The organism is Bradyrhizobium barranii subsp. barranii, assembly GCF_017565645.3.
GTDB lineage: Bacteria > Pseudomonadota > Alphaproteobacteria > Rhizobiales > Xanthobacteraceae > Bradyrhizobium > Bradyrhizobium barranii.
Window position 1 is genome coordinate 1,480,648 of sequence record NZ_CP086136.1, and the last position, 24,674, is coordinate 1,505,321.

The 24,674-nt window shown below is 65.1% G+C and carries 22 protein-coding genes and 1 pseudogene; 19 read left to right on the top strand and 4 right to left on the bottom strand.

Annotated features, from left to right (window positions below; genetic code table 11):
• The first annotated feature begins 17 nt into the window (after nucleotides 1–17).
• The 5 genes from J4G43_RS07260 (at nucleotide 18) to J4G43_RS07280 (ending at nucleotide 4,645) form a co-directional block, all read left to right on the top strand.
• Nucleotides 18–1,832 (top strand): long-chain-acyl-CoA synthetase, encoded by a 1,815-nt coding sequence (locus tag J4G43_RS07260; RefSeq protein WP_208084373.1) that lies wholly within the window; start codon nucleotides 18–20, stop codon nucleotides 1,830–1,832.
• A gap of 148 nt (nucleotides 1,833–1,980) precedes the next feature.
• Entirely contained in the window at nucleotides 1,981–2,226 is a 246-nt protein-coding gene (locus J4G43_RS07265) for an acyl carrier protein (protein WP_014491754.1), read from the top strand.
• On the top strand, nucleotides 2,213–3,595 hold the full coding sequence (locus J4G43_RS07270) for a class I adenylate-forming enzyme family protein (protein WP_208084374.1): 1,383 nt from the start codon (nucleotides 2,213–2,215) through the stop codon (nucleotides 3,593–3,595). The genes J4G43_RS07265 and J4G43_RS07270 overlap by 14 nt, the downstream gene beginning before the upstream one ends.
• Nucleotides 3,588–4,310 (top strand): SDR family NAD(P)-dependent oxidoreductase, encoded by a 723-nt coding sequence (locus tag J4G43_RS07275; protein WP_208084375.1) that lies wholly within the window; start codon nucleotides 3,588–3,590, stop codon nucleotides 4,308–4,310. Before J4G43_RS07270 ends, J4G43_RS07275 begins: the two co-directional genes overlap by 8 nt.
• Nucleotides 4,311–4,435: 125 nt before the next feature.
• Entirely contained in the window at nucleotides 4,436–4,645 is a 210-nt protein-coding gene (locus tag J4G43_RS07280; RefSeq protein ID WP_155794867.1) for a hypothetical protein, read from the top strand.
• A gap of 13 nt (nucleotides 4,646–4,658) precedes the next feature.
• Here J4G43_RS07280 and J4G43_RS07285 read toward each other — a convergent pair whose 3' ends face one another.
• Nucleotides 4,659–5,036: a hypothetical protein gene (locus J4G43_RS07285; RefSeq protein WP_208084376.1), complete on the bottom strand. Its 378-nt coding sequence runs from the start codon at nucleotides 5,034–5,036 to the stop codon at nucleotides 4,659–4,661.
• Between the two features lie 223 nt (nucleotides 5,037–5,259).
• Here J4G43_RS07285 and J4G43_RS07290 point away from each other — a divergent pair, with 223 nt between their 5' ends.
• Complete coding sequence (locus tag J4G43_RS07290) at nucleotides 5,260–6,405, top strand: DUF3095 domain-containing protein (protein WP_208084377.1); 1,146 nt, start codon at nucleotides 5,260–5,262, stop codon at nucleotides 6,403–6,405.
• Between the two features lie 150 nt (nucleotides 6,406–6,555).
• On the opposite strand, the gene J4G43_RS07295 is transcribed toward J4G43_RS07290, so the two are convergent.
• The 3 genes from J4G43_RS07295 to J4G43_RS07305 all read right to left on the bottom strand — a co-directional run bounded on the left by J4G43_RS07295 (nucleotide 6,556) and on the right by J4G43_RS07305 (nucleotide 9,092).
• Nucleotides 6,556–6,990 carry a DUF2147 domain-containing protein gene (locus J4G43_RS07295; protein WP_085398981.1) on the bottom strand — a complete coding sequence of 145 codons (435 nt, stop codon included), beginning with the start codon at nucleotides 6,988–6,990 and terminating at the stop codon, nucleotides 6,556–6,558.
• A 106-nt stretch (nucleotides 6,991–7,096) separates the two neighbouring features.
• Nucleotides 7,097–8,482 carry an MATE family efflux transporter gene (locus J4G43_RS07300; protein WP_208084378.1) on the bottom strand — a complete coding sequence of 462 codons (1,386 nt, stop codon included), beginning with the start codon at nucleotides 8,480–8,482 and terminating at the stop codon, nucleotides 7,097–7,099.
• A gap of 82 nt (nucleotides 8,483–8,564) precedes the next feature.
• The gene (locus J4G43_RS07305; protein ID WP_208084379.1) at nucleotides 8,565–9,092 is read right to left on the bottom strand and encodes a GNAT family N-acetyltransferase; all 528 of its coding nucleotides are present in this window, start codon (nucleotides 9,090–9,092) and stop codon (nucleotides 8,565–8,567) included.
• 232 nt (nucleotides 9,093–9,324) lie between these two features.
• On the opposite strand from J4G43_RS07305, the gene J4G43_RS07310 reads away from it, so the two are divergent.
• The 13 genes and pseudogenes from J4G43_RS07310 to J4G43_RS07370 all read left to right on the top strand — a co-directional run bounded on the left by J4G43_RS07310 (nucleotide 9,325) and on the right by J4G43_RS07370 (nucleotide 24,626).
• Entirely contained in the window at nucleotides 9,325–9,921 is a 597-nt protein-coding gene (locus tag J4G43_RS07310) for a superoxide dismutase (RefSeq protein ID WP_063985730.1), read from the top strand.
• Between the two features lie 206 nt (nucleotides 9,922–10,127).
• Nucleotides 10,128–10,739, top strand: a complete 612-nt coding sequence (locus J4G43_RS07315) for a permease (RefSeq protein ID WP_208084380.1) — start codon at nucleotides 10,128–10,130, stop codon at nucleotides 10,737–10,739.
• Complete coding sequence (locus J4G43_RS07320) at nucleotides 10,736–11,236, top strand: hypothetical protein (protein ID WP_208084381.1); 501 nt, start codon at nucleotides 10,736–10,738, stop codon at nucleotides 11,234–11,236. The genes J4G43_RS07315 and J4G43_RS07320 overlap by 4 nt, the downstream gene beginning before the upstream one ends.
• Nucleotides 11,237–11,280: 44 nt before the next feature.
• Nucleotides 11,281–11,529, top strand: coding sequence for a hypothetical protein (locus J4G43_RS07325; protein ID WP_208084382.1), 249 nt, complete (start codon nucleotides 11,281–11,283; stop codon nucleotides 11,527–11,529).
• Between the two features lie 2 nt (nucleotides 11,530–11,531).
• Nucleotides 11,532–12,284, top strand: coding sequence for a metal ABC transporter ATP-binding protein (locus tag J4G43_RS07330; RefSeq protein ID WP_071909401.1), 753 nt, complete (start codon nucleotides 11,532–11,534; stop codon nucleotides 12,282–12,284).
• 6 nt (nucleotides 12,285–12,290) lie between these two features.
• Complete coding sequence (locus J4G43_RS07335) at nucleotides 12,291–13,160, top strand: metal ABC transporter permease (protein ID WP_071909402.1); 870 nt, start codon at nucleotides 12,291–12,293, stop codon at nucleotides 13,158–13,160.
• Nucleotides 13,161–13,162: 2 nt separating this feature from the next.
• Complete coding sequence (locus J4G43_RS07340) at nucleotides 13,163–14,026, top strand: metal ABC transporter solute-binding protein, Zn/Mn family (protein ID WP_208084383.1); 864 nt, start codon at nucleotides 13,163–13,165, stop codon at nucleotides 14,024–14,026.
• A 54-nt stretch (nucleotides 14,027–14,080) separates the two neighbouring features.
• Nucleotides 14,081–15,124, top strand: a complete 1,044-nt coding sequence (locus J4G43_RS07345; protein WP_014491771.1) for a CobW family GTP-binding protein — start codon at nucleotides 14,081–14,083, stop codon at nucleotides 15,122–15,124.
• On the top strand, nucleotides 15,124–16,143 hold the full coding sequence (locus J4G43_RS07350; protein WP_208084384.1) for a WD40 repeat domain-containing protein: 1,020 nt from the start codon (nucleotides 15,124–15,126) through the stop codon (nucleotides 16,141–16,143). The genes J4G43_RS07345 and J4G43_RS07350 overlap by 1 nt, the downstream gene beginning before the upstream one ends.
• Nucleotides 16,144–16,354: 211 nt before the next feature.
• Entirely contained in the window at nucleotides 16,355–19,897 is a 3,543-nt protein-coding gene (locus J4G43_RS07355; protein WP_208084385.1) for an FG-GAP-like repeat-containing protein, read from the top strand.
• Nucleotides 19,898–20,218: 321 nt separating this feature from the next.
• The gene (locus J4G43_RS07360; protein ID WP_208084386.1) at nucleotides 20,219–23,368 is read left to right on the top strand and encodes an FG-GAP-like repeat-containing protein; all 3,150 of its coding nucleotides are present in this window, start codon (nucleotides 20,219–20,221) and stop codon (nucleotides 23,366–23,368) included.
• A gap of 108 nt (nucleotides 23,369–23,476) precedes the next feature.
• Nucleotides 23,477–24,192, top strand: a pseudogene (locus tag J4G43_RS07365) (MgtC/SapB family protein).
• Between the two features lie 101 nt (nucleotides 24,193–24,293).
• Nucleotides 24,294–24,626, top strand: a complete 333-nt coding sequence (locus J4G43_RS07370) for a hypothetical protein (RefSeq protein ID WP_208089259.1) — start codon at nucleotides 24,294–24,296, stop codon at nucleotides 24,624–24,626.
• Nucleotides 24,627–24,674: the final 48 nt, after the last annotated feature.

A 24,674-nucleotide genomic window follows, 5' to 3' on the forward strand; every position in this document is an offset into this window, starting at 1 on the left:
AGATACGTTCCGAAAGAATGGACGGCATGACCACCGGCGTCATCGAGCAACCGAAAGTCGCGCGCGCACCTTCGGCTTCAAAGATCTGGCTGAAGGCGATCGAGCTCACCGCACGCATCGAGACGCTGCCGGGCCGGCTGTTCGCCGACGTCGTCGACGATTGGGCGCAGCGTCAGCCCGATCGCACCGCGCTGGTCGCAGATGAGACAACGATCGACTACGCGGGCCTCTCGAAGCGCATCAACCGCTATGCGCGCTGGGCGCGCTCGGCCGGCGTGGCCAAGGGGGATGCCGTCGCGCTGATCATGCCGAACGGCATCGACTATGTTGCCGCGTGGCTCGGCATCAGCCGGGTCGGCGGCGTGGTCGCGCTGATCAACACCAAGCTCGTCGGCCAGTCGCTCGCGCATTGCGTCGATGTAGCCAGGCCGTCGCATGTCATCGTCGCGCACGAGCTCGTAGAGGCGTTGGACGGCGCGTCGCCGCACCTGAAGACAGAAGCAAAAGTCTGGACCCATGGCGATGCCCGCGGCGAGCGCGCGATCGACGTCGCACTTGCCGCGCTCGAGGACGGGCCGCTCTCGCCGGACGAGCATGGCAATGTGACGATCAACGACCGTGCCCTGCTGATCTACACCTCCGGGACCACCGGCCTGCCGAAGGCGGCGAGCATCAGCCACCGCCGCATCCTCAACTGGGGCTTCTGGTTCGCCGGCCTGACCGGCGCCACGCCGCAGGACCGGCTCTATGATTGCCTGCCGCTGTTCCACTCGGTCGGCGGCATCGTCGCGCCGTGCAGCATGCTCGCCGCCGGCGGCTCCGTGGTGATCGCGGAAAAATTCTCGGCCTCGAACTTCTGGCCCGACATCGTGCGGCACGATTGCACGCTGTTCCAGTACATCGGCGAGCTCTGCCGCTACCTTCTGAAGGCGGCGCCGTCCGAATACGAGAACCGTCATCGCCTGCGGCTCGTCTGCGGCAACGGCCTGCGCGGCGACATCTGGGAGGATTTCCAGAACCGCTTCGCCATTCCGCGCATCCTCGAATTCTATGCGGCGACGGAAGGCAATTTCTCGCTGTTCAACGTCGAGGGCCAACCGGGTGCGATCGGCCGCGTTCCGCCGCTGCTCGCGCATCGCTTTCCGGCGGGTCTCGTCAAGCTCGATCCTGATAGCGGCGCGCCGCTGCGCAATGAAGAAGGCTTTTGCGTTGCGTGCGCCCGGGGCGAGGCCGGCGAAGCCATCGGCCGCATCGGCACCGCGGATGAAGGCGGCGGCCGTTTCGAGGGCTATACCGACGCGGGCGAAACCGAGAAGAAGATTTTGCGCGACGTCTTCGCCAAGGGCGATGCCTGGTTCCGCACCGGTGATCTGATGCGGCTCGACGACAAGGGTTTCTTCCATTTCGTCGACCGCATCGGCGACACCTTTCGTTGGAAGGGTGAGAACGTCGCGACATCGGAAGTCAACGACGCCGTGCGCGATTTCACCGGCGTGATCGATGCCACCACCTACGGCGTCAGCATCCCCGGCACCGATGGCCGCGCCGGCATGAGTGCCATCGTCGTCAACGAGGGGTTTGACATCGAGGGGCTGCCCGCCCATCTCGCGCAGCGCTTGCCGGCTTACGCCCGCCCCGTCTTCATCCGTATTTCGCGCGAGCTCGATGCGACCGAGACGTTCAAGCAGAAGAAGGGCGAACTGGCCCGGGAGGGCTTTGATCCGGGGCTGATAGGCGAGCCGCTGTTCATGCTCGACCCGAAATCCGGCGGCTACATCGCCTTGGACGCGGACGTGTACGCAGGGATCATCGATGGCGCGATCAGGTTTTAGCCGCACGAAAATCCGCCAGATAGGTCCAATTTTATCTGAATTGTCCAAGAAGCCATTTACTTCTGTCGGGTAAACAACACGGGCCTTGGGGAGGCGGTCATCAAGAGCCGCTGCAACACGAACCATCAATAACAAGAGTGAGCCAGCCATGTCGGTAAGGTCTAAGGTCATCGAAGCGATCCAGCAGATCGCCAAGGAGCAGCACGTCACGCTTCCTGCACTCTCGGACGATCTGTCCCTGCACGAGACGGGTTTCGATTCCCTCGCCTTCGCGATTCTGGTGGCGCGCCTCGAGGACGAGACCGGCGTCGATCCCTTCACCATTTCCGAGGACGTTGCGTTCCCCGCCACGGTGGGCGATTTCGTGCGGGCCTACGAAAATGTCCCCGCGTGAGATTTTTGCGCTCCGCGACTATCTGAGCCCGGAGCTCAAGGGCCGCACGATCTCCGATGCCCATCATGTGGTGTCGCTGACGGATGTGCTGCCGCATACGGTTCTGGGCGGCCGCCTGCGTGAGCTGGCGGGCCGCTCTGTCCTGCTGAAGCTGTCGGACCAGCTCAAATCGGGCCTCGCCATGATCGAGCTCGATGGTGTCGCGCGGCGCATGCTGCTGTGCCCGCCCGATCTCAATCCGGCGCATCTCGACGCGCTGATCGCGGACGCCGAGATCGATGCCGTCGTCATCGACGAGCCCGCGCAATGGGTCGCAAAGGCGGTCGCGCTCGTCGTCACCGCGCAACTGCCGCTTCAGGCCGCCACGCCGGCCAAGACCGAACGCGCCACGGAATGGCTGATGCTGACGTCCGGCACGTCGGGCGTACCAAAAATCGCCGGCCATACGCTGGAAGCATTGACGGGTGCCATCGTCGCCGAAGGCCCTGCGCGCGGACCCGCGCCGGTCTGGGCGACATTCTACGACATTCGCCGCTATGGCGGCCTGCAGATCTTCCTGCGCGCGGTTCTCTCCGGCGGCTCGATGGTGCTGTCCGATCCGCATGAAGCGCTCGGCGACCACGTCGCGCGGCTGAACGCGCGCCGCGTCACCCATATCTCCGGCACGCCCTCGCACTGGCGTAAGCTCTTGATGAGCGGCTCGGCCGCACAGTTCGCGCCGGGATACGTCCGTCTGTCCGGCGAGATCGCCGACCAGGCGGTGCTCGACGGCCTGAAGGCCGCGTTCCCCAAATCCTCCGTCGGTCACGCCTATGCCTCGACCGAGGCAGGCGTCGGCTTTGCCGTCAATGACGGGCTGGAGGGCTTTCCGGCTGATTATCTCGGCAACCGCAACGGCGTCGAGATGAAGGTCGTGGATGGCTCGCTGCGCATCCGCTCGACGCGCACGGCGCATGCTTACATCGGCCGCAATGCGGCCGCGCTGACCGATGACGACGGGTTCGTCGATAGCGGCGACATCGTGGAGCTGCGCGGTGACCGCTATTATTTCGTCGGCCGCCGCGGCGGCATCATCAATATCGGCGGGCTGAAGGTTCATCCCGAGGAGATCGAGGCGGTCATCAACCGCCATGCCGACGTGCGGATGTCGCGGGCGAAATCGCGCCGCAGCCCGATCACCGGCGGCATCGTCGTCGCCGATGTGATCCTTGCCGACGGCACCGATCAGGCGCGGGTGAAGGAGATCCGCGACCAGATCCTGGATCAGTGCCGCGCGCAGCTCGCGTCCCACAAGGTGCCGGCGGTGATCCGCTTCGTCGAGGCGCTCGACGTCACCCCGGCCGGAAAACTGGCGCGCACCGATGCATAATGTCCTCGTCACCGGCGGCAGCCGCGGCATCGGCCTTGCGATCGGCAGGCGGCTGGCTGATGTCGGTTATAATGTGATTGCGGCGGCACGACGCGAGAGCGAAGAGCTCAGGGCGGCGATCGGCCTCTCCGAAGGGCGCCTGCATTTCCGCGCCTGCGATCTCGCCGTGATCGACGCGATCCCGGCGTTCGCGAAGCTTATCCGCGACGAGTTCGGCCCGATCTACGGCCTCGTCAACAATGCTGGCCTCGGCACCGAAGGCCTGCTCGCCACCATGCACAATTCCGAGATCGAGGCGCTGGTGCAGCTCAACGTGCTGTCGCCGATCATCCTCTCCAAATATGTCGCGCGCCAGATGATGGCCGACGGCGCCGGCCGCATCATCAATATGTCCTCGATCATCGCGACCACGGGCTACAACGGCCTGTCCGTCTACGGCGCGACCAAGGCCGCCGCCACCGGCTTCACCCGCTCGCTCGCGCGCGAGGTCGGCAAGCTCGGCATCACCGTGAATGCGATTGCGCCGGGCTTCATCGACACCGAGCTGACCCACAATCTCTCCGACGAAGGACGCAAGCGCATCGCCGGCCGCAGCGCGCTGCGTCGCCTGCCGGAGACCGATGATGTCGCGCGCATGGTCGAATATCTCCTCGGCGAGGGCGGTCGCAACGTCACCGGCACCGTGTTCACGATCGATGCGGGGAATACGGCGTAAGCGGAACTCCGCCGCCACAATTGAGTTGATCCGGGCGATGACATCAAGCCGGAATTGGTCGTAAGATGCCCCGCAATCGGTTGGGTTATGTCAATCGATCTGCCCCAATCGACAGGGAGCAGTCCATGGCCACTTCAAACATGACCGCTTCAAATCAAGCCCGGATCGAGGAGCCTCGCGCGAAGCCGGACGATGTCCATTGCCCCCCGATGACGCATCAGAATTCCGGCGGACACGGTCATGAAATGTATCCGCAGCAATTCGTGCGCCTGGTCGGCTGCCACGACCTCTCTCTCGACGCCCTGCGCAAGCGCGAGGACGAAAAGCTGCACTAGGCGTTCACGTCCGTTACTTCGGCAGGTCAATCCGCTCGCGTGAAAATTCCGGCGGCCCTTCGGTCAGGCGGCGGATGCGGCGTTCGCGTTCGTCCGTTGGCAATGCGGGGTCGAGCAGCCGCTCGATCTCGTGCACGGCCAGCGCCTCGATCCTGGTGGCGTCGGATGCGACCGGCTGGGCCGACAAGAATGCCGGGGGCGCGACCTTCAGGCCCAGTTCGACCAGCTTGCAGATCGCAGCCGAACGCGACAAGTGATGAGCTTCAGCCCAGGCGTCGACAGCCGCGGTCAGTGCTTCCGGCATCTTCACCGCGCTGAGCGGATCGAGCCCCGTGCGCCGGCGCACCGGAGCCGTCGAGTCCTTGTTGCCGAAGTCGGGCACTTCGATCATCCCATGTAATCTCTGGATATGCCCCGACCATAGCCGCTCTTCCGGCCGGCTGTTTGACGCCGATCAATGACGGATCGCGCCATTCGCGCCGGCGCGATCTTGTTGTCCGGGTGCATTTCGGCCAATGATCGGGAATCGAAAGAGGGGCGCCGGCCGGCGAACCCGGATCGATCCTGCCTCGTATCTTCCTCGGACGCGCTTCCCAACCATCCGGCATCACTCGATGACATCAGGCGAATCCTTCTACGGCAGCATTCCCGTCTTTCGCGGCTTCACCAGCCTGATGGACCCCGCGCTCTATGCGCCGCTGCCGGATGATTGGAACATCGGCGTCGCCGATATCGTCGATTCCACCAAGGCGATTGCGGCGCAGCGCTACAAGGCGGTCAACATGGCCGGTGCGGCCGTGATCGCGGCGGTGACGAACGCATTGGAGGGGCGCGAATTCCCCTTCGTGTTCGGCGGCGACGGCGCGAGCTTTGCGGTCGCGCCTTCTGATGTCGAACGCGCCCGCGAGGCGCTGGCCGCGACCGCAACCTGGGTGCGGGAAGACCTCGATCTGAAGATGCGCGTCGCGCTGGTGCCGGTGAGTGCGATCCGCGCCCAAGGGCTCGACGTGCGCGTCGCGCGCTTCGGTCCGTCGGCCAATCTGTCCTATGCGATGTTTTCCGGCGGCGGGCTCGCCTGGGCCGACGCCGCCATGAAGCGCGGCGAGTTCGCGGTCGCCGAGGCGCCCGCCGGCACGCAGCCCGATCTTTCCGGCTTGTCCTGCCGCTTCGAGGTGATGCCGTCCGCGCGCGGTCTGATCCTGTCGGTGCTGGTGATGCCGGCGCGCGGTGTCGATCCGCATGCTTTCCGCAAGGTGATCGAGGACATCATTCATCTCGTCGAGCGCAGCCCGGATGGCGGCCGCCCGGTGCCGCCGCAGGGGCCGCCGCTGAAATGGCCGCCGCAGGGGCTGGAATTCGAAGCCCGCACCAAACGCGGCGGTCCGCTGGTCGCGCGCCGCGCCCGCGTGCTGGCCTACACGCTGTTCGTCTATCTGATCATGCGTTTCGACCTCAACGTCGGCGGTTTCGTGCCAAACGTCTACAAGCGCCAGGTGGTCGAGAATTCAGACTTCCGCAAATATGACGACGGCCTGCGCATGATCCTCGACTGCACCCCGCAGCTCGAGCGCGCGTTGAGCGACCGTCTCGCGGCTGCGGCGCGCGACGGCATCGTGCGCTACGGCCTCTACCAGCAGGACGCCGCGATGATGACCTGTTTCACGCCGTCGGCGCTGCGCAGCGACCACGTCCATTTCATCGACGGCGCGCGCGGCGGCTACGCGTCGGCGGCGACGGCGTTGAAGGCGATGATGGCCTAACGCCGCTCTCGTGCCCCGGACGCAGCGCAGCACGTAGTGATGCGCTGCAGAGCCGGGGCCAATGTCTCGCTGTGTACTATGCCGCCTTCTGGGTCCCGGCTCTGCGCAGCGTCACTGCGTGCCGCAGCGCGTCCGGGACACGAGAGAGGGTTACCGTCCCGCGCGCGTCCAGGTCTCGCCGCCACAGAGCGCGCCGACGCAGCCTTCGACCCGCAGCGAATCCGCACCAGTCACGGAGACGTTGCTCGCATATGTGCTGCCGTCATCGGCATTGTAGATCTGGCCCGACCATTTGTTCGGCCCTGAGGGCTCCATGCCGCTGAACAGCGGTAAGCCGATCATCGCGCGTTTGGCGAGCGCGGGATTGGGATTCTTGCTGTCGGTCGCAGGCTGGCCGGTCGCGGTGTCATAGGGCTCGCGCAGCCAGACGATATGGCCGCAGATGCCGCCGCCGCATTTGCTGATCTTGACGCGCGCATCGCCGGCCTGGGTCAGCCAGGTCCCATCGGCGCTCTGCGCGTGGGCGGCAGTCGCACCAAACAGCGTAGTCAGGATGACGGAAAGGATGGCGAATCTGCCGAACATAGAGAGCCCCCGAAAATGGAGGCGCCTCAATAGCAGTCCGGCAGGATAGTGCAACGCTGGATGGAATCACATTCCTGCGTTTATCTGCCTGCTTATTTGCCTGCGCTCATTTGCCCCAGCGGGCGAAGGCGACCGAGGCTGCGGTCGAAAGTCCGAACACGACCATGGCGCCGCCGACCAGTGCGAACAACGTCCAGGCCGGCGCCTGCGCCATCATCAGGCCGACGCCGCCGATCGCGACGATCAGAAGCCGCGCCGTGGAGGCGAGCACCGGACCGCCGACGCGCGCCGCGCCTTGCGAGGAAAAATACAGCGACACGCCCATGCCGAAGAACACGAAGGCCGGACCGGCCCAGTGGAAATAGCTGTGCGCCGCCGCGGTGACGCCGGGATCCCCGGTGAAGAGCGATACCCACAGCGCCGGATCAAGCGCGATGACGAGGCCGATCAGGCCGACGGTCAATCCCGAAGCCGCGGCCGCGGTCCAGGCGACACGCCGCGCGCGTTTCACATGTCCGGCGCCCATCGCCATGCCGACCATCGGCACCGAGGCGATGCCGAAGGCGAAGGTGATCGGGATCAGCAGGAATTCCAGCCGCGAGCCGATGCCGTAGCCGGCCAGCATCTCGGTGCCGAAGGTCGCGAGGATTTTTGTGAAGATCAGAATCGTGAGCACGGTCTGGAGCGGCGACAGGCAGGCGACCGCGCCGACCTTGAGGATGTCCAGGAACATCGCGCGTTCGAAATGGAAGGCGCGGACCTTCAGCGGCAGCCGGCTGCGGCCGGACAGGAGATACCAGAGGAAGAAGATCGCCGCGCAGGTGAAGGCGATCAACTGGCCGGCGGCGACACCGGGCATGCCGAATTGCTTCACGCCGAACAGGCCGAGCCCCAGCGTGCCGCCGAGCGCGATCTGGAGCGTGCTCGCCCCGATCAGAATCATCGAAGGCAGGCGCATGTCGCCGGTGCCGCGGATCACCGAGGCCAGCGTGTTGACGAGCCAGATCGCGACCGCGCCGGAGAACAGCATTTGTGAATAGCCGCTGGCTTCCTCGAGCACGCGCTCGCGTCCGCCGAGCAGCGTGAAGAAGCTGCGGCCGAAAGCTAGCATCATCACCGTGAAGAACAGCCCGCCGCAGAGGCCGATGATGGCGGCATGCAGCGCCAGCGTCGCGGCGCGGTCACGATCGCCTGCGCCGAGCGCGCGGCTGATCGCGGACGAAACGCCACCGCCCATTGCGCCCGCGCTCATCATCTGCGTCAGCATCGCGAACGGAAACACCAGCGCGATCGCCGCTAGCGGAATGGTGCCGAGCCGGCCGATATAGGAGGTCTCGGCAATCGCAACCAGCGTGCTGCCGACCATCGCGATCATGTTGGGGATCGCGAGCCGCAGCAGTGTCGGCAGGATCGGCGCCGTCAGCAGGCTCGCAATGGGGGAAGCGACCGGTGCACGTGGCGGCGCGGCGTCTGCGGAGGCGTCGATCGTCATGTCCACCGGGCGGAATATTGGATGATGATCGACATCTTATCGGGCGCAGCATCTTCGCGCCAGTCCTCCCCTCACGCAGGGCTCACCACGGCAGGCCGCATAGGTCGATGGTGCCCAGCGTCGGCGCGCGGACGATGTTGAAGACGTAGGGCGCCATGTAGTCGAAGCGGATCTGACCCTCCGGCTGCTCGCAATAGACCTCGCCCTTGAAGGGCAGCCAGCTGCGGGCCTCGTAGAACGCAAAATTGTTCAGTTCGGAGAACAGCAGCCCGAAACGGACCGCCTCGTTGGCGCGCATGGTGTGGATGGCTGCGTCGATCGCCATGGTCGCGTAGCCGCGGCCGCGCCGGTCCTCGCGGGTGCAGACCCCGCCGATGCCGCCGATGTGAACCTTCTGTCCATTCCAGGTGACGGTACGGAAGTAGATGCCGACGTGGCAGACGAGGCCGTCCTCGGGCGTCTCGATCAGCACGCGAAGGTCGGCATTGGCCCATTTAACGTGGCTCCACGACGGCTTCTCGGCGGCGTCGCGTCCCCAGACCGCGCTGAGCAGGGGCTGTGCGATCCGCCACGAAGCGTCGCCGTTCAGGATGTCGATCTCGATGCTCATTGCTTTCTCTTTTGCGTCTCCCCGCCGTGGTGCGTTCGTTCCGCCATAAGCGCCTCAAAGGCAATGATATTTTACGGCCTGTCGAAGCGCGCCCCACGATGCGTCGATTTTATGCAATCCGGCCAATCGGCCGCATCACGCAATTTCGCAAATTGGCGGTATTTAACGGCGGTGGAACCTTCTATAAGAGTCCCCGTTAAGCCAGTTCCCCATCAGTCGCGGACAACAACCCATGACCTTTACGCTGCCCCCACTCCCTTACGCCTATGACGCCCTCGGCCAGTTCATGTCGAAGGAGACGCTGGAATTCCACCACGACAAGCATCATCAGGCCTACGTCACCAACGGCAACAACGCGCTTAAGGGCACCGAATGGGAAGGCAAGTCCCTTGAGGAGATCGTCAAGGGCTCGTTCGGCAAGAACCCGGCCGTGTTCAACAATGCCGGCCAGCACTACAACCACATCCACTTCTGGAGCTGGATGAAGCCCAATGGCGGCGGCACCAAGCTGCCGGGCAAGCTCGAGAAGAAGATCAACGAGGACCTCGGTGGCTTCGAGAAGTTCAAGACGGACTTCCAGGCGGCCGGCGTTGGCCAGTTCGGCTCCGGCTGGGCCTGGCTCCAGGTCAAGAACGGCAAGCTCGAGATCGCCAAGACCCCGAACGGCGAGAATCCGCTGGTGCACGGCGCCACCCCGATCCTCGGCGTGGACGTCTGGGAGCACTCCTACTACATCGACTATCGCAACCGCCGTCCGGACTATCTGAAGGCGTTCGTCGAGAACCTCGTGAACTGGGAATACGTCGAGTCCCTGTTCGACAAGGCCTGAGCCATCACACTTTCCGGGTGCGGCGTCGCCGCTCCGGGATGACGAACTCGAAAAGGCGGTCGCATGCGCGGCCGCCTTTTTGCTGTGCGGAATTCGGTTGCTGCTTCGCATGGGCCTGCGCGAGGTGCGCATCGCTTCCCGTCCTTGCATCGCGTGGGCGGCGCCCTTAATCAGGATGGGCATCACCCTCGAGCCCACCGAGCCCGTTGTCAGAGCCTTCCCCGAACAATCCTGCGCCTGCCGAGGACGCGGAGTCCGAGCCGCGGCCGGGGCGTGTGCGCAAGCCGATCGGCTGGTCGACCATCATCATCGCGGTGCTGGTGGCGGTGAGCGCGGGCCTGGTCTGGCGGCGTGATGGCACGGTCGGTGTCCTGGAGATTCTTACGCACGACCTCTCGCTGTTCGGCGGCATCCTGCCGCGCGTGCTGGCCGGCTGCCTGCTCGGGGCCTTCATCTCCGAAATCCTGCCGCACGAAAAAGTCTCGCGCTCGCTCGGGCCGAAATCCGGCCTGATGGGCCTTCTGATCGGCACCGCCTTCGGTGCGATCCTGCCGGGCGGACCCTTCACCGCCTATCCCGTGGCGAGCGCGCTGCTCGCCGTCGGCGCCGATTTCGGCGCCACCATCGCCATGGTCGTGAGCTGGACCCTGATCGGCTACGGCCGCGCGGTGGCCTGGGAAATCCCGATTATGGGCACCGACTTCACGCTGTGGCGGATCCTGATCTCGTTGCCGCTGCCGGTGCTCGCCGGCGCGCTCGGCCGCTTCGTCTATGTCCGGATCTATCCGCAGCCGGCCGCGAAGGACGACGAGAATTGAGCGCCGCGCTTCTGATCGACATCCTGCTGTGGGGCTCGGTGTTCGGCGTCGGCCTGATCGCGTTCCGCCGCGGCCCACCGGTGTTCAAGGCCTCGCTCCGCGAAGGCTCCATGGACTTCATCAACATCGTGCCGCGCATTGCGCTCGGAGTGATCGGTTCCGGCTACATCGCCGCCATCATCCCGCAGGAGGTGATCACCGGCTGGCTCGGGCCGGACAGCGGCTGGCTCGGGGGTGCGACCGCCGTGGTCGCCGGCGCCGCCACGCCCGGCGGACCCGTGATCGGCTTCTCCATCGGCACGGTGGCGCTGAAGTCGGGCGGTGGGGTGCCGCAGGTGGTCGCCTATGTCGTCGCCTGGGCCCTGTTCGCCTTCCAGCGGGTGATTTTATGGGAAATCCCGTTCATGCCGGCCCGGTTCGTCTGGTTCCGCTGCGCCGTCTCGGTGCCGTTCCCGTTCGTCGCCGCCGCCATCGCGATGGTGATCGGCAAGCCCTGAGCCGGCCGTGGACAGAGGTAATGTTATAATATAACGTCGTCGGCATGGTTCCCGCCGCGTCCCACGCTCATCACCACGACCGCGTTCATGGCCAGTCCCATGACCATTCTCATGGCGACGGGCATTCGCATGGGCACGACCACACCCACGCCCATGTCCATGATGCGGCCTCGCCCCATCCGGCGCAGGACGCGCCCTGGTCGATCCTGCGCATGACCATGGCCGGCCGCCTCGCGGCCGCGCTTGCCGTCTGCGCCGTGCTCTGGGGCGTGGTCTTCCTGGCGATGAGGTGACCATGGCGGCCGTGCACTTCCATAATGTCACGCTCGGCTACGACCGGCATCCGGCCGTGCATCATCTCAACGGCGAGGTCGCCTCCGGTGCGCTGGTCGCCGTGATCGGCCCGAACGGCGCCGGCAAGTCGACGCTGTTGCGCGGCATCGTCGGCATCCTCCGGCCGCTCGACGGCAGCATCCATCTCGGCGGGCTCGATAGCCGCGATATCGCCTATCTGCCGCAGAGCGCGGAGATCGACCGCAGCTTCCCGATCTCGGTGTTCGACTTCGTCGGCACCGGGCTGTGGCGCGACGCGGGCCTGTTCGGGGGCATCGGCAAGGCTGCGCGGGAGAAGATCCTGCGCGCGATCGCTTCCGTCGGCCTCAACGGCTTCGAGAACCGCCCCATCGGAACGCTCTCGGGCGGGCAGATGCAGCGCATCTTGTTCGCGCGCGTGCTGCTCCAGGACGCGCGCCTGATCGTGCTCGACGAGCCCTTCAACGCCATCGACAGCAAAACCACGGCCGATCTGCTCGCGCTGGTGAAGCACTGGCACGGCGAAGGCCGCACCGTGCTCGCCGCGCTGCACGACATGGAAATGGTGCGCAACCATTTCACCGAAACACTGGTGCTGGCGCGCGGCCCCGTGGCCTGGGGACCGACGGCGGAGGTGCTGACGCCGGAAAACCTGCTGGTCGCGATGCGGATGTGCGAGGCTTTTGACGATAGTGCCACGGCTTGCGCCGAGGACGGACACTCGCGGGCGGCGTGATCGCAGATGATCTATGACGCGCTGATCGGCCCGTTCACCGAATTCGAGTTCATGCGGCGCGCGCTTGCCGCCGTGATCGCGCTGTCGCTGGCGGGCGCACCGATCGGCGTGTTCCTGATGCTGCGGCGGATGAGCCTCGTCGGCGATGCCATGGCGCATGCGATCCTGCCTGGAGCGGCGGTCGGCTTCCTGCTCTCCGGCCTAAATTTGTTCGCGATGACGGCCGGCGGCCTGGTTGCAGGCTTTGCCGTCGCGATCCTCGCCGGCGTGGTCGCACGCTCGACCGGGCTCAAGGAGGACGCTTCGCTTGCGACCTTCTATCTGGCGTCGCTGGCGCTGGGTGTGACCATCGTCTCGATCAAGGGCACCAATATCGACCTCCTGCACGTGCTGTTCGGCAACATCCTCGCGATGGACGACCAGACGCTGCTGGTGGTGGCCTTCAACGCCACGGTGACGCTGCTGGTGCTCGCGGTGATCTATCGCCCGCTGGTGATCGAGAGCGTCGATCCACTATTCCTGCGCACCGTCAGCCGTGCCGGCGGCCCCGCGCATCTCGCCTTCCTCGCGCTCGTCGTGATCAATCTCGTCAATGGCTTTCAGGCGCTCGGCACCTTGCTGGCGGTGGGCTTGATGATCCTGCCGGCCGGCATTGCCCGGTTCTGGTCGCGCGATCTCACGGTCATGATCTGCATCGCCGTCGTCGCTGCCGCCGTCGCGGGCTATTTGGGCCTTGTGCTGTCGTTCCAGACCCGCGTGCCGTCGGGCCCTGCGATCATTCTGGTGGCGACGGTGCTTTACATCGTCTCGGTGCTGTTCGGCCGCGTCGGCGGCATCGTCCGGCAAATGTTTCCCGGTCGGCATCTGGAAGCGTGACGATGCGGCGTCTCCTGCTTTGTGTGCTCCTGCTGATCGCCTCGCCGCTGCATGCGGCCGAGCGGCTCAATGTCGTCGCGAGCTTCTCGATCCTCGGCGATTTCGTCCGGAACGTTGGCGGCGATCGGGTCGACGTCACGACGCTGGTCGGCCCCGACAGCGACGTCCACGTCTACACGCCCGCGCCAAGCGATGCGAAGCGGATTGCGGATGCAAAGCTCGTCATCGTCAACGGGCTCGGCCTCGAAGGCTGGCTGCCCCGTCTGGTGCAGTCGGCAGGAAGCAAGGCGCAGGTGGTCACCGTGAGTGCCGGCATCGCACCGCTGAAGCTCGGCTCGGCCGCGGATCCACATGCCTGGCAGTCCGTCCCCAACGCCAGGATCTACGTGAGCGACATCGCCAATGCGCTGGCCGCGGCCGACCCTGACGACGCCGAGTTCTTCCGCGCCCGGGCCAACGCCTATCTGGACAAGCTCGAAGCGCTCGACCGCGAGGTGCGGGAGGCCGTGGCGAAAATTCCGCCGGAGCGGCGCAAGGTGATCTCCACCCACGACGCCTTCGGCTATTTCGCCGCCGAATACGGTGTCCAGTTCGTGGCCCCCTTGGGGGTCTCCACGGAGACCGAGCCCAGCGCGCGGGACATCGCCGCCATCATCGGCCAGATCAAGACCCAAAAGATCCCGGCTGTGTTCCTGGAAAACATCAGTGATGACCGGCTGATCCGGCGGATTGCGGCCGAGACCGGGTCCAAGGTCGGCGGGACCCTGATTTCGGACGGTTTGACCGGCGAAAAGGGGCTTGCACCCACTTACATTGATATGGTCAGGCACAATATAAAGGCCCTGACCAGCGCGCTTGACCACTAGGGCAGGGGGCCACCCCGCCTCGCGTCGCGCGGAAAAGCCCGACCCGGAGTTGCTATGTCTGAAGCGTCCCAAAAAATTCCCGTGACCGTGCTGACCGGCTATCTCGGCGCCGGCAAGACCACGCTGCTGAACCGCATCCTGTCGGAAAACCACGGCAAGAAATACGCCGTCATCGTCAACGAATTCGGCGAGATCGGCATCGACAACGACCTCATCATCGGCGCCGATGAGGAAGTGTTCGAGATGAACAACGGCTGCATCTGCTGCACCGTGCGCGGCGACCTCGTGCGCATCATGGACGGCCTGATGAAGCGCAAGGGCAAGTTCGACGCCATCATCGTCGAGACCACCGGCCTTGCCGATCCCGCGCCTGTCGCCCAGACCTTCTTCGTCGACGAGGACGTGCAGAAGAACGCGCGGCTCGACGCCGTCGTCACGGTCGCCGACGCCAAATGGCTGTCCGACCGGCTCAAGGATGCACCCGAGGCCAAGAACCAGATCGCGTTCGCCGACGTCATCGTGCTGAACAAGACCGATCTCGTCACCAAGCCGGAGCTTGCCGAGGTCGAGGCCCGCATCCGCGCCATCAACCCCTATGCCAAGCTACATCGCACCGAGCGCTGCTCGGTCGCCCTGGCGGACGTGCTGGATCGCGGCGCCTTCGACCTCGACCGCATCCTCGACATCGAGCCGGATTTCCTGGAGGCCGATGATCATGACCACGACCATGATCATCACCATCATGGCCACGACCATCACCACCATGATCACGGCCACGGCCTGAAGCACTATCACGACGAGGACATGCAGTCGCTGTCGCTCAAGACCGACAAGCCGCTCGATCCGAACGTGTTCATGCCCTGGCTCCAGAACCTGGTGCAGGTGGAGGGCGGCAAGATCCTGCGCTCCAAGGGCATCCTCGCCTTCCACGACGATGATGACCGCTATGTCTTCCAGGGCGTCCACATGATGCTGGAGGGCAACCACCAGCGGAAGTGGAAGGACGGCGAGCCGCGCGAGAGCCGCCTCGTCTTCATCGGTCGCGAATTGCCGGAAAAGGCCATTCGCGAGGGCTTTGAGAGCTGCATCGTCTCGTGATGAAAGAGTTTACGCCGGCCCCCGATTCCGCCTCGATCGTCTCCGTCACCGATCGCGTCAAGCCTGTTACGCTCGGGATGGGCGTGACCTCGGTGTATTTCCTTGGGCCCCGCGCCGCCTTCGTCGGCGGCGAGGAGAATGTCGCGTTCGTCGACGCCAAGGGCGAGATCACGACGGTCGCCGTGCATAGTAGCGGCATTCTGTCGACCGCCTCCGATGGCAAGCGCCTCGTCATGGGCGGCGACGACGGCAAGGTCGTGTCGCTCGACGCCAAGGGTGAGGTGGCGCTGCTCGCGACCGACCCCAAGCGGCGCTGGATCGACGCGGTGGCGCTGCATCCCGACGGTGCCTATGCCTGGTCGGCCGGCAAGACGGCCACCGTCAAGAGCGGCAAGGCCGAGGAGAAGTCGCTCGAGGTGCCCTCGACCGTCGGCGGTCTCGCCTTCGCGCCAAAGGGCCTGCGGCTCGCGATCGCGCATTACAACGGCGCGACGCTGTGGTTTCCGAACATGGAAGGATCGGCCGAATTCCTGCCATGGGCCGGCTCCCATCTCGGCGTCACCTTCAGCCCGGACAACAAGTTCCTGGTGACCACGATGCACGAGGCGGCGCTGCACGGCTGGCGGCTTGCCGACAACAGGCACATGCGCATGACCGGCTATCCCGGCCGCGTCCGTTCGATGTCCTGGAGCGCGGGCGGCAAAGGGTTGGCGACTTCGGGTGCCGACACAGTCATCATCTGGCCGTTCGGCAGCAAGGACGGCCCGATGGGCAAGGAGCCCGCGATGCTCGCGCCGCTGCAGGCGCGCGTGTCGGTGGTCGCCTGCCATCCCAAGAACGACATCCTCGCCGCCGGTTACAGCGATGGCACCGTGCTGATGGTGCGGCTCGAGGACGGCGCCGAGATCCTCGTTCGCCGCAATGGCACGCCTCCGGTCGCCGCGATTGCCTGGAACGCCAAGGGCACGCTGCTGGCCTTCGCCGACGAAAATGGGGACGGCGGTCTACTGGAGCTATGAGGCCGACTATCCACAGCCTCTCCCTGTTATGTTATTTTTGTTATCGTGTAACATAACCGACAAGCAGCCTCTGTAGGGTCGCAGATGTAGAGAGCACGGCGTGCAATTTCGAATTGCTGCCGCGCGATCGAATGTGCCTGGCGCCGGTTTGTCCGGGGCCAGTGTGCATTTCGAATCCTCGCATCAACACGCGCCACCGCAGGGAATTCAGATGCCCGTCATCCCCGATCTTCCGACCATCACCAGCATCACAGCGACCGATCCGACCCAGACCGACGCCGGAACGGTGCACTACACCGTCACGTTCTCGAAGCCTGTTCTTGGCGTCACGATTGATCAGTTCAGCCTTGCAACGAGTGGCAGCATCGGCGGCGCGGGCATCACCGACGTGACACCGGTCGCCGGCAGCAACCTTTCGAGCTATACGGTCACGGTGAATACCGGATTCGGCTCCGGCTCGGTGGCGCTCCAGTTCACGGGAAGCAACGTCCACGATACCAATGGTTACTATGTCGGACCGTACCGATCCGAATCGAAGCTGACCGTAAACAGCCCGACGTCCTTCGCGATCGGCGACGTCAACGGAGACGGGAAGCTGGACGTCGTGATGGGGACAAACTTTTTCATCAACCCGAGCTACGTCAGCGTGGCGCTGAACGACGGCACCGGTCACTTCTCCTCAGCCTCGAACACCTCGAGCCCAGGCCTATTGCCCTTGCTGGCGCTTGCCGATCTGAATGGCGACGGCAAGCTGGACATCGCACAGGTCACCCTCGACGGTACCGTGACTGTTCGTCTCGGCAACGGTAACGGCACGTTCGGGGCCAACACGAGCTATTCCGCCGGCAGCGGCGTCTATCAAACACCTAAAGTGATCGACGTGACCGGCGATGGCGTGCTCGACATCGTCGTCGGCAGCACGGTCCTGCCAGGAAATGGCAACGGTACGTTTGGGACTGCCATCACCACGAATCTCGGCGTCGGCTCCATCGCCTATGGCGACTTCAATAGAGACGGCAAGCTCGACCTCGTGACGAGGAATTCGACCAATCTGGCAATAGCGCTGAGCTTCGGCAATGGTGACGGCACGTTCCAGGCTCCGTCGTCCCCGGTCGGGACGGCGACATCTGTCCTCACCGGCGATTTCAACGGTGACGGCAAGCTCGACATGGCGGCCGTCAGCAGCGCCACAATCTCGATCCTGCTCGGCAACGGCGACGGCACTTTCACCTCGTCCGGGACGACTCTTCAGGCGGCGGGTACGATCGGATCCGGCGCGGTCGCCGACATCAACGGCGATGGCGTGGCTGATCTCGTGGTCGTCGGAACCAACAACACGCTCTCGACCTTCTTCGGTCACGGCGACGGCACGTTCGGGCAAGTGAGGATCTCGCCGCTCGACAAGACCGCCGGGCAGATCGGCGCTGGTGACCTGAACGGCGACGGCAAGGCCGACGTTCTGATCGGATATCAATTCGGCACCAATCCTTTCACTCAAAGTTCGGGCACCGATATCCTGCTGACCGGTTCATCCAGCGAGACGGGACCGGCGTACACGATCGTACGGACGTCGCCGGCTCTGACCATCACCGACGGGGACGTCACCCTCGGCGCCGACGGCAACAATTACATCAACGCGGCGCATTTCCATGGTGGGGCGACGACGTTGGCCGGCACCGGCAATGCCGGCGACACCATCTCGGTCACCGACGCCATGACTCACGCAGTCGTCGGCACGGCCAAGGTCGGCCAGAACGGCACGTGGAGCCTCGGCGTGTCCGGCCTGCAGGACGGCACCACTTACAGCTATGTCGCGGCTGCGACCGACTCCCACGGCAACAGCAGCGTCGGCCCGGCGTTCACCTTCACGGTCGATGCGACCGCATCGCTCGGGATCACGGGCATCAATTTGTCGGCCGACTCGTCGGTGTCAAACCCGAAGGTCACCCTGCAGGGGACGACCGACGTGCCGGCGCAGGTGACCGTCTCGATCGGAGGGACCGACGTGATCGTCTCCAGCGCGACCGGATCGTGGCAGTTCAATAGCCAGGTCGTGCCATACGGAATGACGACGATCGTGGCTAGATTCTCGGATGCCGCAGGCAATGTCGGCGCCTCGCCGACCTATACGCTCATCAGGGGCAACTATACGCTTGTCTCCAGCACGCAGCTCGCCAACGCGGTGGTTGTCGACAGTTTCTTCACCGTGGATTCCAACGCCGCGGAGACCGGCGCGATCGTTCTCTCTGGCGCGGGCGAAATCGTCCGCGGGACCTCGACCGGGGCAACGATATACAATGGTGGGAGCCAAGGGCTCGAATACGGCACGGCGACCGGGACCCTGGTGCAGGCTGGCGCCACTCAGCTCGTGAGCTTCCAGGGGACCGCCAAGGACACGGTGCTTTATGGCACGCAAACGGTCGGCAACACGGCGATCCACACCACGATCAAGTCGGGCGGACTCCAGAACATCTACGTCAACGGCAGCACCTACGGCACCGTCATCGAGGCTCTTGGCACCCAAAGCACGGCCGGCGCCGACCACGATGCGACTGTCTTCGGTACGCAATATGTGACGGGCAGCAGCGCGAATGCCACGATCGGCTCGGGTGGCAATCAATACGATTACGGCACGGCAACCGGTGCGCTGGTCCAGAGCGGCGGCTCCCAACACGTCTATCAGGGCGGCAGTGCCAGCGGCACCACCGTTGCTGCGGGCGGCTATCAGGACGTCTACCAGGGGACGGCCACCAACACCGTGCTCGCCGGCAATCAGCAGGTGCTTGCCGGTGGCCAGGCTGCCCGCACCGTCATCAATGCCGGCGGGCGGCAATATGTCGGCTCCGGTGGCGCGACCACCAATACGACCATCGCGACCGGCGGCTTCCAGTATGTCGACGCCGGCGCCACCGACAGCGGTGCGACCATCGCTGGTGGCCGGCAGTACATCGTCGGCTCGTCGACGAGCGCGACCGTTGGCGCAGGCGGCGTTCAGTACGACTACGGGACGTCTACCGCGGCTCTCGTCGAGAGCGGCGGCATTCAGCATGTCTATCAGGGCGGCAGTGCCGATGGCACGACCGTTGCAGCGGGCGGCTATCAGGACGTTTTCCAGGGGACAGTCACCAACACCGTGCTCGACGGTGAGCAGCAGGTGCTCACAGACGGCCATGCCGCCGGCACCGTCATCAATGCCGGCGGGCGGCAATATGTCGGTTCGGGCGGTGCAACCACCGCCACGACCATCGAAACCGGGGGCTTCCAATATGTGGACTCCGGTGCCACCGACGGCAGTGCCGCGATCAGCGGCGGCTACCAGTTCGTGACGGGCACGGCGACCGGCGCGACCGTCAGCGGCGGCGGCGAGCAGGATGTCGGCGCAACCGGCATGGCTGCGAATACGCATCTCGACGGCGGCAGCGAGCATGTCTACGCCGGCGGCCTGCTCCAGAACGTCGATTTCGGTGGCTCGAACGGCGCAACACTGGTGCTCGACGCGCCGACGGGCCTGTCTGGCGCGATCGCCAATTTCGGCGCTGACGACACCATCGACTTCCGCAACACGGTGGTCAGTAGTGTCGATGTCGACAGCGCGAACAATCTGACGGTCACGACCGACGGCGGCCAGAGCTACTCCTGGGCGCTGCTGGCGCAGTACGCAGCTTCGTCCTTCCTGCTCGCGGCCGACGGCAACGGCGGAACGATGCTGAGCTATGTGCCGCCACAGCAGACCTTGCTCGCGGCCGCTCACTAAGGCAGGCAAAACCAAGACGGACGGGCATTGGCTTCCATAGCGCCGATGCCCGTTCAAATTGACCGCGGCGCAACTCTCGCATGGATCGTCTGTCGATCTTGCGAGGGACCGGTTTCTGCGAGGCACAGGCTCCCTGCGTTATGTTGTTTATCGTTAATGTGTAACATAACCGACAAGCAGTCCCTGTAGGGTCGCAGATGTAGAGAGCACGGCGTGCAATTTCGAATTGCTGCCGCGCGATCAGTTGCGCTTGGCGTCGGCCTGTCCGGAGCCGGCGTGCAATTCGAATCCTCGCATCAAGCGCCACGCCAGGGAATCCCCATGCCACTCATCCCCGTTCTTCCGACGCTCGTCAGCATCACAGGCACCGATCCGTCGTCGACCGACGCGTTCGTCGTGCACTACACCGTCACCTTTTCGAAGCCGGTGTCCGGCGTCACGGTCGATCAGTTCACCCTCGCCACGACGGGGAGCATCAATGGTGCCGGCATCACGGACATCACGCCGGTGGCTGGCAGCAACGGCGCGAGCTACACGGTCACGGTCAACACCGGCTCGGGCAGCGGTTCGCTGGGGCTGCAACTGACCGGCACCAATGTGCACGATTCCAGCGGCTATTATGTCGGGCCGTTCCAGTCCGAAACGCAGATGAGCGGTCCGCGCTTCAGCATCATCAACACGGCGGCGGTCGGCGACGTCAACGGCGATGGCAAGCAGGATATGGTGTACATCCGAACCGTCAGCGCTTCCGCATACTTTCTCGATGTCAGGACCAATGACGGCACGGGCCAGTTCACGCAAACCTCGCTGACCGGCGCCTCGGAGCTGGAATCGTCGATTCGACTCGGCGACGTCAATGGCGACGGCAAGCTGGACGTCCTGATGGGCAACATCTTCACCGGGACCCTGGACGTCAGGCTGGGCAATGGCGACGGCACGTTCGCGGCGGCGACGAAGTATGCGACGGGTGGCAGCACTGGCGGCAATATCAGGGCGTTTGCCGACTTCAACGGCGACGGCAGGGCCGACGTGATCATGTCGAACAACATCGGCACGTCGCTGCTGCTCGGTAACGGCGATGGTTCTTTCGGATCGCCCATTGCCACGAATGCCTCCAACGCCTTCGCGAGCGGAGATTTCAACGGCGATGGAAAGATCGATCTGCTTGTGCAGGACTCGTCAAGTTCGCCGGTTGCCGTGCGGCTTGGCAACGGGGATGGCACGTTCCAATCCCCGATCACGGCCGGCACCTCATCCAGAACGATCAGCGGCGACTTCAACGGCGACGGCAAGCTTGATCTTGCACTCGGAACCAACAACTCGATTGCGATCCTGCTCGGCAACGGCGACGGCACCTTCGCGTCGCCACAGACCTTCCTGACACCGGCGCCCATCTGGAACTTGGCGGCCGCGGACTTCAATGGCGACGGTAAAACGGACCTCGCCGTGGTCGCTAGCAGCAACAATACGCTTTCGACCTTCTACAGTCGCGGTGACGGCACGTTCGGCCCGGCGGTGACGTTGCCGCTCGCTTCGGGCGCCAACGGAATCACCGTCGGTGACCTCAATGGAGACGGAAAAGCCGACGTGGTGGTGGAGTGGACAACGAGCAACTCCTCGACCGGCGAGGATGTTTTCCTCACCGCGCCGAATTCGACCACCACGCAATATACGATCAGCCGCACGCCTCCGGCCCTGACGATCGTCGATGCGGACGTGACGCCGGGTGCGGACGGCAACAATTACATCAACGCGGCGCACTTCCATGGCGGGATGACGACCCTGTCCGGCTCCGGCAATGCCGGAGACACCGTCACGGTCACGAATGCCGGCGACAATTCCGTCGTTGGCGTCACCACGGTTGGCAGCGACGGCAGCTGGAACCTCGGCGTGTCCGGCCTCCAGGACGGCTCGACCTACAGCTACGCCGCGACCGCCACGGATAGCCTGGGCAACCATAGCAACCCCGGGCCCGCATTCACCTTTACGGTCGATGCGACCGCCCCGGTCCTCGCGATCACGAGCATCGAAAATTCCGATGCAACGCCCTTTTCGATCACCGTCCGGGGCACGCTCGACCTGGCTGACGCGACCTCCGCGCTCACCTTGTCGTTTGGTCCAACGGATCACGCAGTCACCAGCGCCGCCGACGGCACCTGGCGGCTGGACAATCTGTCTCCGGCAACCGGACTTTCCTATGTGACGGCCCGTCTGCGCGACGCCGCCGGCAATACCGGCGTGTCGCAATCGATCCCTCTCGCCTTTGGCTACACGCTGGCGAGCGGCGCCTCACTTGAGAACGCGATCGTCGCGGCGGCCTCCTCGTCCTTCAACCCGAGCCTTGTTGTCCGCGGCACCTCGGTCGGGGCGACCGTCTTGCGCAACGGAATCGAAGAAGACTACGGCATCTCGACCGGATCGGTGGTCAAGAACGGCGGCCAGCAGCATGTTTTTGGCACCGGCACGACCGGCGCGATGATCGAAGCCGGCGGCTATCAGGACATCCGCGCCGGTGGGCGTGCGACAGATACCCTGTTGTACGGTTTCGGGCAGGTCTACGCTAACGGCGCCTCGGCCCACACCACGATCAAGGCTGGCGGACTGCAGTCCGTTGCCGCCGGCGGCCGCGACGTCAACTCGACGATCGACGGCGGAACGCAATATCTGAGCGGAACGGCGACGGGCACGACGGTGGGCGCCGGCGGCAATCAATACGATTACGGCACGGCGAACGGCGTCGTGGTCCAGAGTGGCGGCTCCCAGCACGTCTATCAGGGCGGTAGCGCCGCCGGAACGACGGTCGCGGCGGGTGGCTACCAGGATGTTTATCAAGGTACCGTCACCGACACCGTGCTCGACGGCAATCAGCAGGTGCTCGGCAATGGCCACGCTGCCGGCACCGTCATCAATGCCGGTGGGCGGCAATATGTCGGCTCCGGTGGCGCGACAACGGGCACGACGATCGCAGCCGGCGGCTTCCAATACGTGGACGCCGGCGCCACCGACGGCGGCGCGACGATCAATGGCGGCTATCAGTTCGTCGCAGGTGCTGCGACCGCAACGACGGTCAGCGGCGGTGGCGAGCAGGATGTGGGGGCGGGCGGCAACGTCTCGAACGCGCATCTGGATGGCGGCAGCGAGCGTGTCTACGCTGGCGGCCTGCTCCAGAACGTCGATTTCGGCGGCTCCGACGGCGCAACGCTGGTGCTGGACATGCCGGCGGGCCTAACCGGCTCGATCGCCAATTTCGGCGCCGATGACTCCATCGACTTCCGCAACACCGTGATCAGCAGCGTCGATGTCGACGGCTTGAACAATCTGACGGTCACGACCGACGGCGGCCAGAGCTACTCCTGGGCTCTGCTGGCGCAATACTCGGCCTCGTCCTTCGTGCTCTCGGCCGACGGCAATGGCGGCACCGTGCTGAGCTATACGCCGCCCCAGCAGACGTTGCTCGCGGCCGCCCACTAAGGCGGAGAAAACAAGACGACCGGGCATCGGCTTCCACAGCCGGTGCCCGTTCAAATTGACCTCGTCGGCACTCTCGCATAGATCGTTTGCCAACCCGTGCGAGGGACCATGCGGTTTTTGACGACCTTCCAGATTGCTGATTTCGCGGACACGCTGGTCAGCCTGTTCACGGCCTTCGTGCTGGGCACGCTGATCGGCGCCGAGCGGCAGTACCGCCAGCGCACCGCGGGCCTCCGCACCAACGTGCTGGTCGCGGTCGGTGCCGCCGCCTTCGTCGATCTCGCCATGCACCTGACCGGCGCCGACGGCGCGGTCCGCGTGATCTCCTATGTCGTCTCGGGCATCGGCTTCCTCGGCGCCGGTCCATCATGAAGCAGGGCATGGACGTCCGCGGGCTCAACACCGCGGCGACGCTGTGGGCCTCGGCCGCGGTCGGCTCCTGTGCCGGCGCCGACATGGTCGCGCAGGCGGCCGCGCTGACCGTGTTCGTCATCGCCGGCAACACCATGCTGCGCCCGCTGGTCAACGCCATCAACCGCATTCCGCTGAACGAGAAGGCCTCGGAGGCGACCTACTATTTCAAGCTCGCCGTCGCGGCCGACGCCCTGCCCGACATGCGCGACCGCCTCGTTGATAAGCTGGAGGCCGCGAAATATCCGGTGGCCGATATCGACGTGGTCGAGATCGGGGATGACATTCTCGAGGTCGTCGCAAAGCTGGTTGCGACCGCGGTCGATCCGAACGAGCTGAACGCGGTGGCGACCAATCTCCAGCACCTGCCGGGCGTGCGCCACGCCACCTGGGAAGTCAGCACCTCAGACTGAGCGCGGCGTTTTGGCGCGCGAAGGCACGGTTCCCGCCTCGTCCGGCACGGAACCGCAGTCGGGCAAGTTCGTTGATCCCGCGGATAAAGGCGGTGATCGACATGCCCGGCCCAAATGACAAGCGCAGACTGAAACGCGACCTGATGATCGCCTGCTCCCTGTTCGCAGCAGGCGCCGTGGTGTCGGGTCTATCGCTGGCGCAGATCCGGGCCGAGAGCCGGATGCAGACGGCGCAGGCGACGCAACCGCTCCAGGGCACGCCGTCCAGCGATCAGGACAAGACGCCCGCGCAGGCCAAGCCCGGTGGCGACCGGCCGACCACGCCGGCCCCCGAGCCCGCGCGCCCCGACCCGCAGACGCAGGGCGCGGCGACCAAGCCGGCACTGCCGGCGGCGCCCGCGGAGAAGATCGCGCCGCCGATCAAGGAGAAGTAGCCCGGCGGCCGGCGCATTGTGACGCGCATTTGATCTCGCCTCTGCAGA

Excerpts from the sequence above, each read along its gene's own strand:
- J4G43_RS07260 (WP_208084373.1), top strand. The coding sequence starts at position 18 with ATGGACGGCATGACCACCGGCGTCATCGAGCAACCGAAAGTCGCGCGC.
- J4G43_RS07265 (WP_014491754.1), top strand. The coding sequence starts at position 1,981 with ATGTCGGTAAGGTCTAAGGTCATCGAAGCGATCCAGCAGATCGCCAAG.
- J4G43_RS07270 (WP_208084374.1), top strand. The coding sequence starts at position 2,213 with ATGTCCCCGCGTGAGATTTTTGCGCTCCGCGACTATCTGAGCCCGGAG.
- J4G43_RS07275 (WP_208084375.1), top strand. The coding sequence starts at position 3,588 with ATGCATAATGTCCTCGTCACCGGCGGCAGCCGCGGCATCGGCCTTGCG.
- J4G43_RS07280 (WP_155794867.1), top strand. The coding sequence starts at position 4,436 with ATGGCCACTTCAAACATGACCGCTTCAAATCAAGCCCGGATCGAGGAG.
- J4G43_RS07285 (WP_208084376.1), bottom strand. The coding sequence starts at position 5,036 with ATGATCGAAGTGCCCGACTTCGGCAACAAGGACTCGACGGCTCCGGTG.
- J4G43_RS07290 (WP_208084377.1), top strand. The coding sequence starts at position 5,260 with ATGACATCAGGCGAATCCTTCTACGGCAGCATTCCCGTCTTTCGCGGC.
- J4G43_RS07295 (WP_085398981.1), bottom strand. The coding sequence starts at position 6,990 with ATGTTCGGCAGATTCGCCATCCTTTCCGTCATCCTGACTACGCTGTTT.
- J4G43_RS07300 (WP_208084378.1), bottom strand. The coding sequence starts at position 8,482 with ATGACGATCGACGCCTCCGCAGACGCCGCGCCGCCACGTGCACCGGTC.
- J4G43_RS07305 (WP_208084379.1), bottom strand. The coding sequence starts at position 9,092 with ATGAGCATCGAGATCGACATCCTGAACGGCGACGCTTCGTGGCGGATC.
- J4G43_RS07310 (WP_063985730.1), top strand. The coding sequence starts at position 9,325 with ATGACCTTTACGCTGCCCCCACTCCCTTACGCCTATGACGCCCTCGGC.
- J4G43_RS07325 (WP_208084382.1), top strand. The coding sequence starts at position 11,281 with ATGGTTCCCGCCGCGTCCCACGCTCATCACCACGACCGCGTTCATGGC.
- J4G43_RS07330 (WP_071909401.1), top strand. The coding sequence starts at position 11,532 with ATGGCGGCCGTGCACTTCCATAATGTCACGCTCGGCTACGACCGGCAT.
- J4G43_RS07335 (WP_071909402.1), top strand. The coding sequence starts at position 12,291 with ATGATCTATGACGCGCTGATCGGCCCGTTCACCGAATTCGAGTTCATG.
- J4G43_RS07340 (WP_208084383.1), top strand. The coding sequence starts at position 13,163 with ATGCGGCGTCTCCTGCTTTGTGTGCTCCTGCTGATCGCCTCGCCGCTG.
- J4G43_RS07345 (WP_014491771.1), top strand. The coding sequence starts at position 14,081 with ATGTCTGAAGCGTCCCAAAAAATTCCCGTGACCGTGCTGACCGGCTAT.
- J4G43_RS07350 (WP_208084384.1), top strand. The coding sequence starts at position 15,124 with ATGAAAGAGTTTACGCCGGCCCCCGATTCCGCCTCGATCGTCTCCGTC.
- J4G43_RS07355 (WP_208084385.1), top strand. The coding sequence starts at position 16,355 with ATGCCCGTCATCCCCGATCTTCCGACCATCACCAGCATCACAGCGACC.
- J4G43_RS07360 (WP_208084386.1), top strand. The coding sequence starts at position 20,219 with ATGCCACTCATCCCCGTTCTTCCGACGCTCGTCAGCATCACAGGCACC.
- J4G43_RS07370 (WP_208089259.1), top strand. The coding sequence starts at position 24,294 with ATGCCCGGCCCAAATGACAAGCGCAGACTGAAACGCGACCTGATGATC.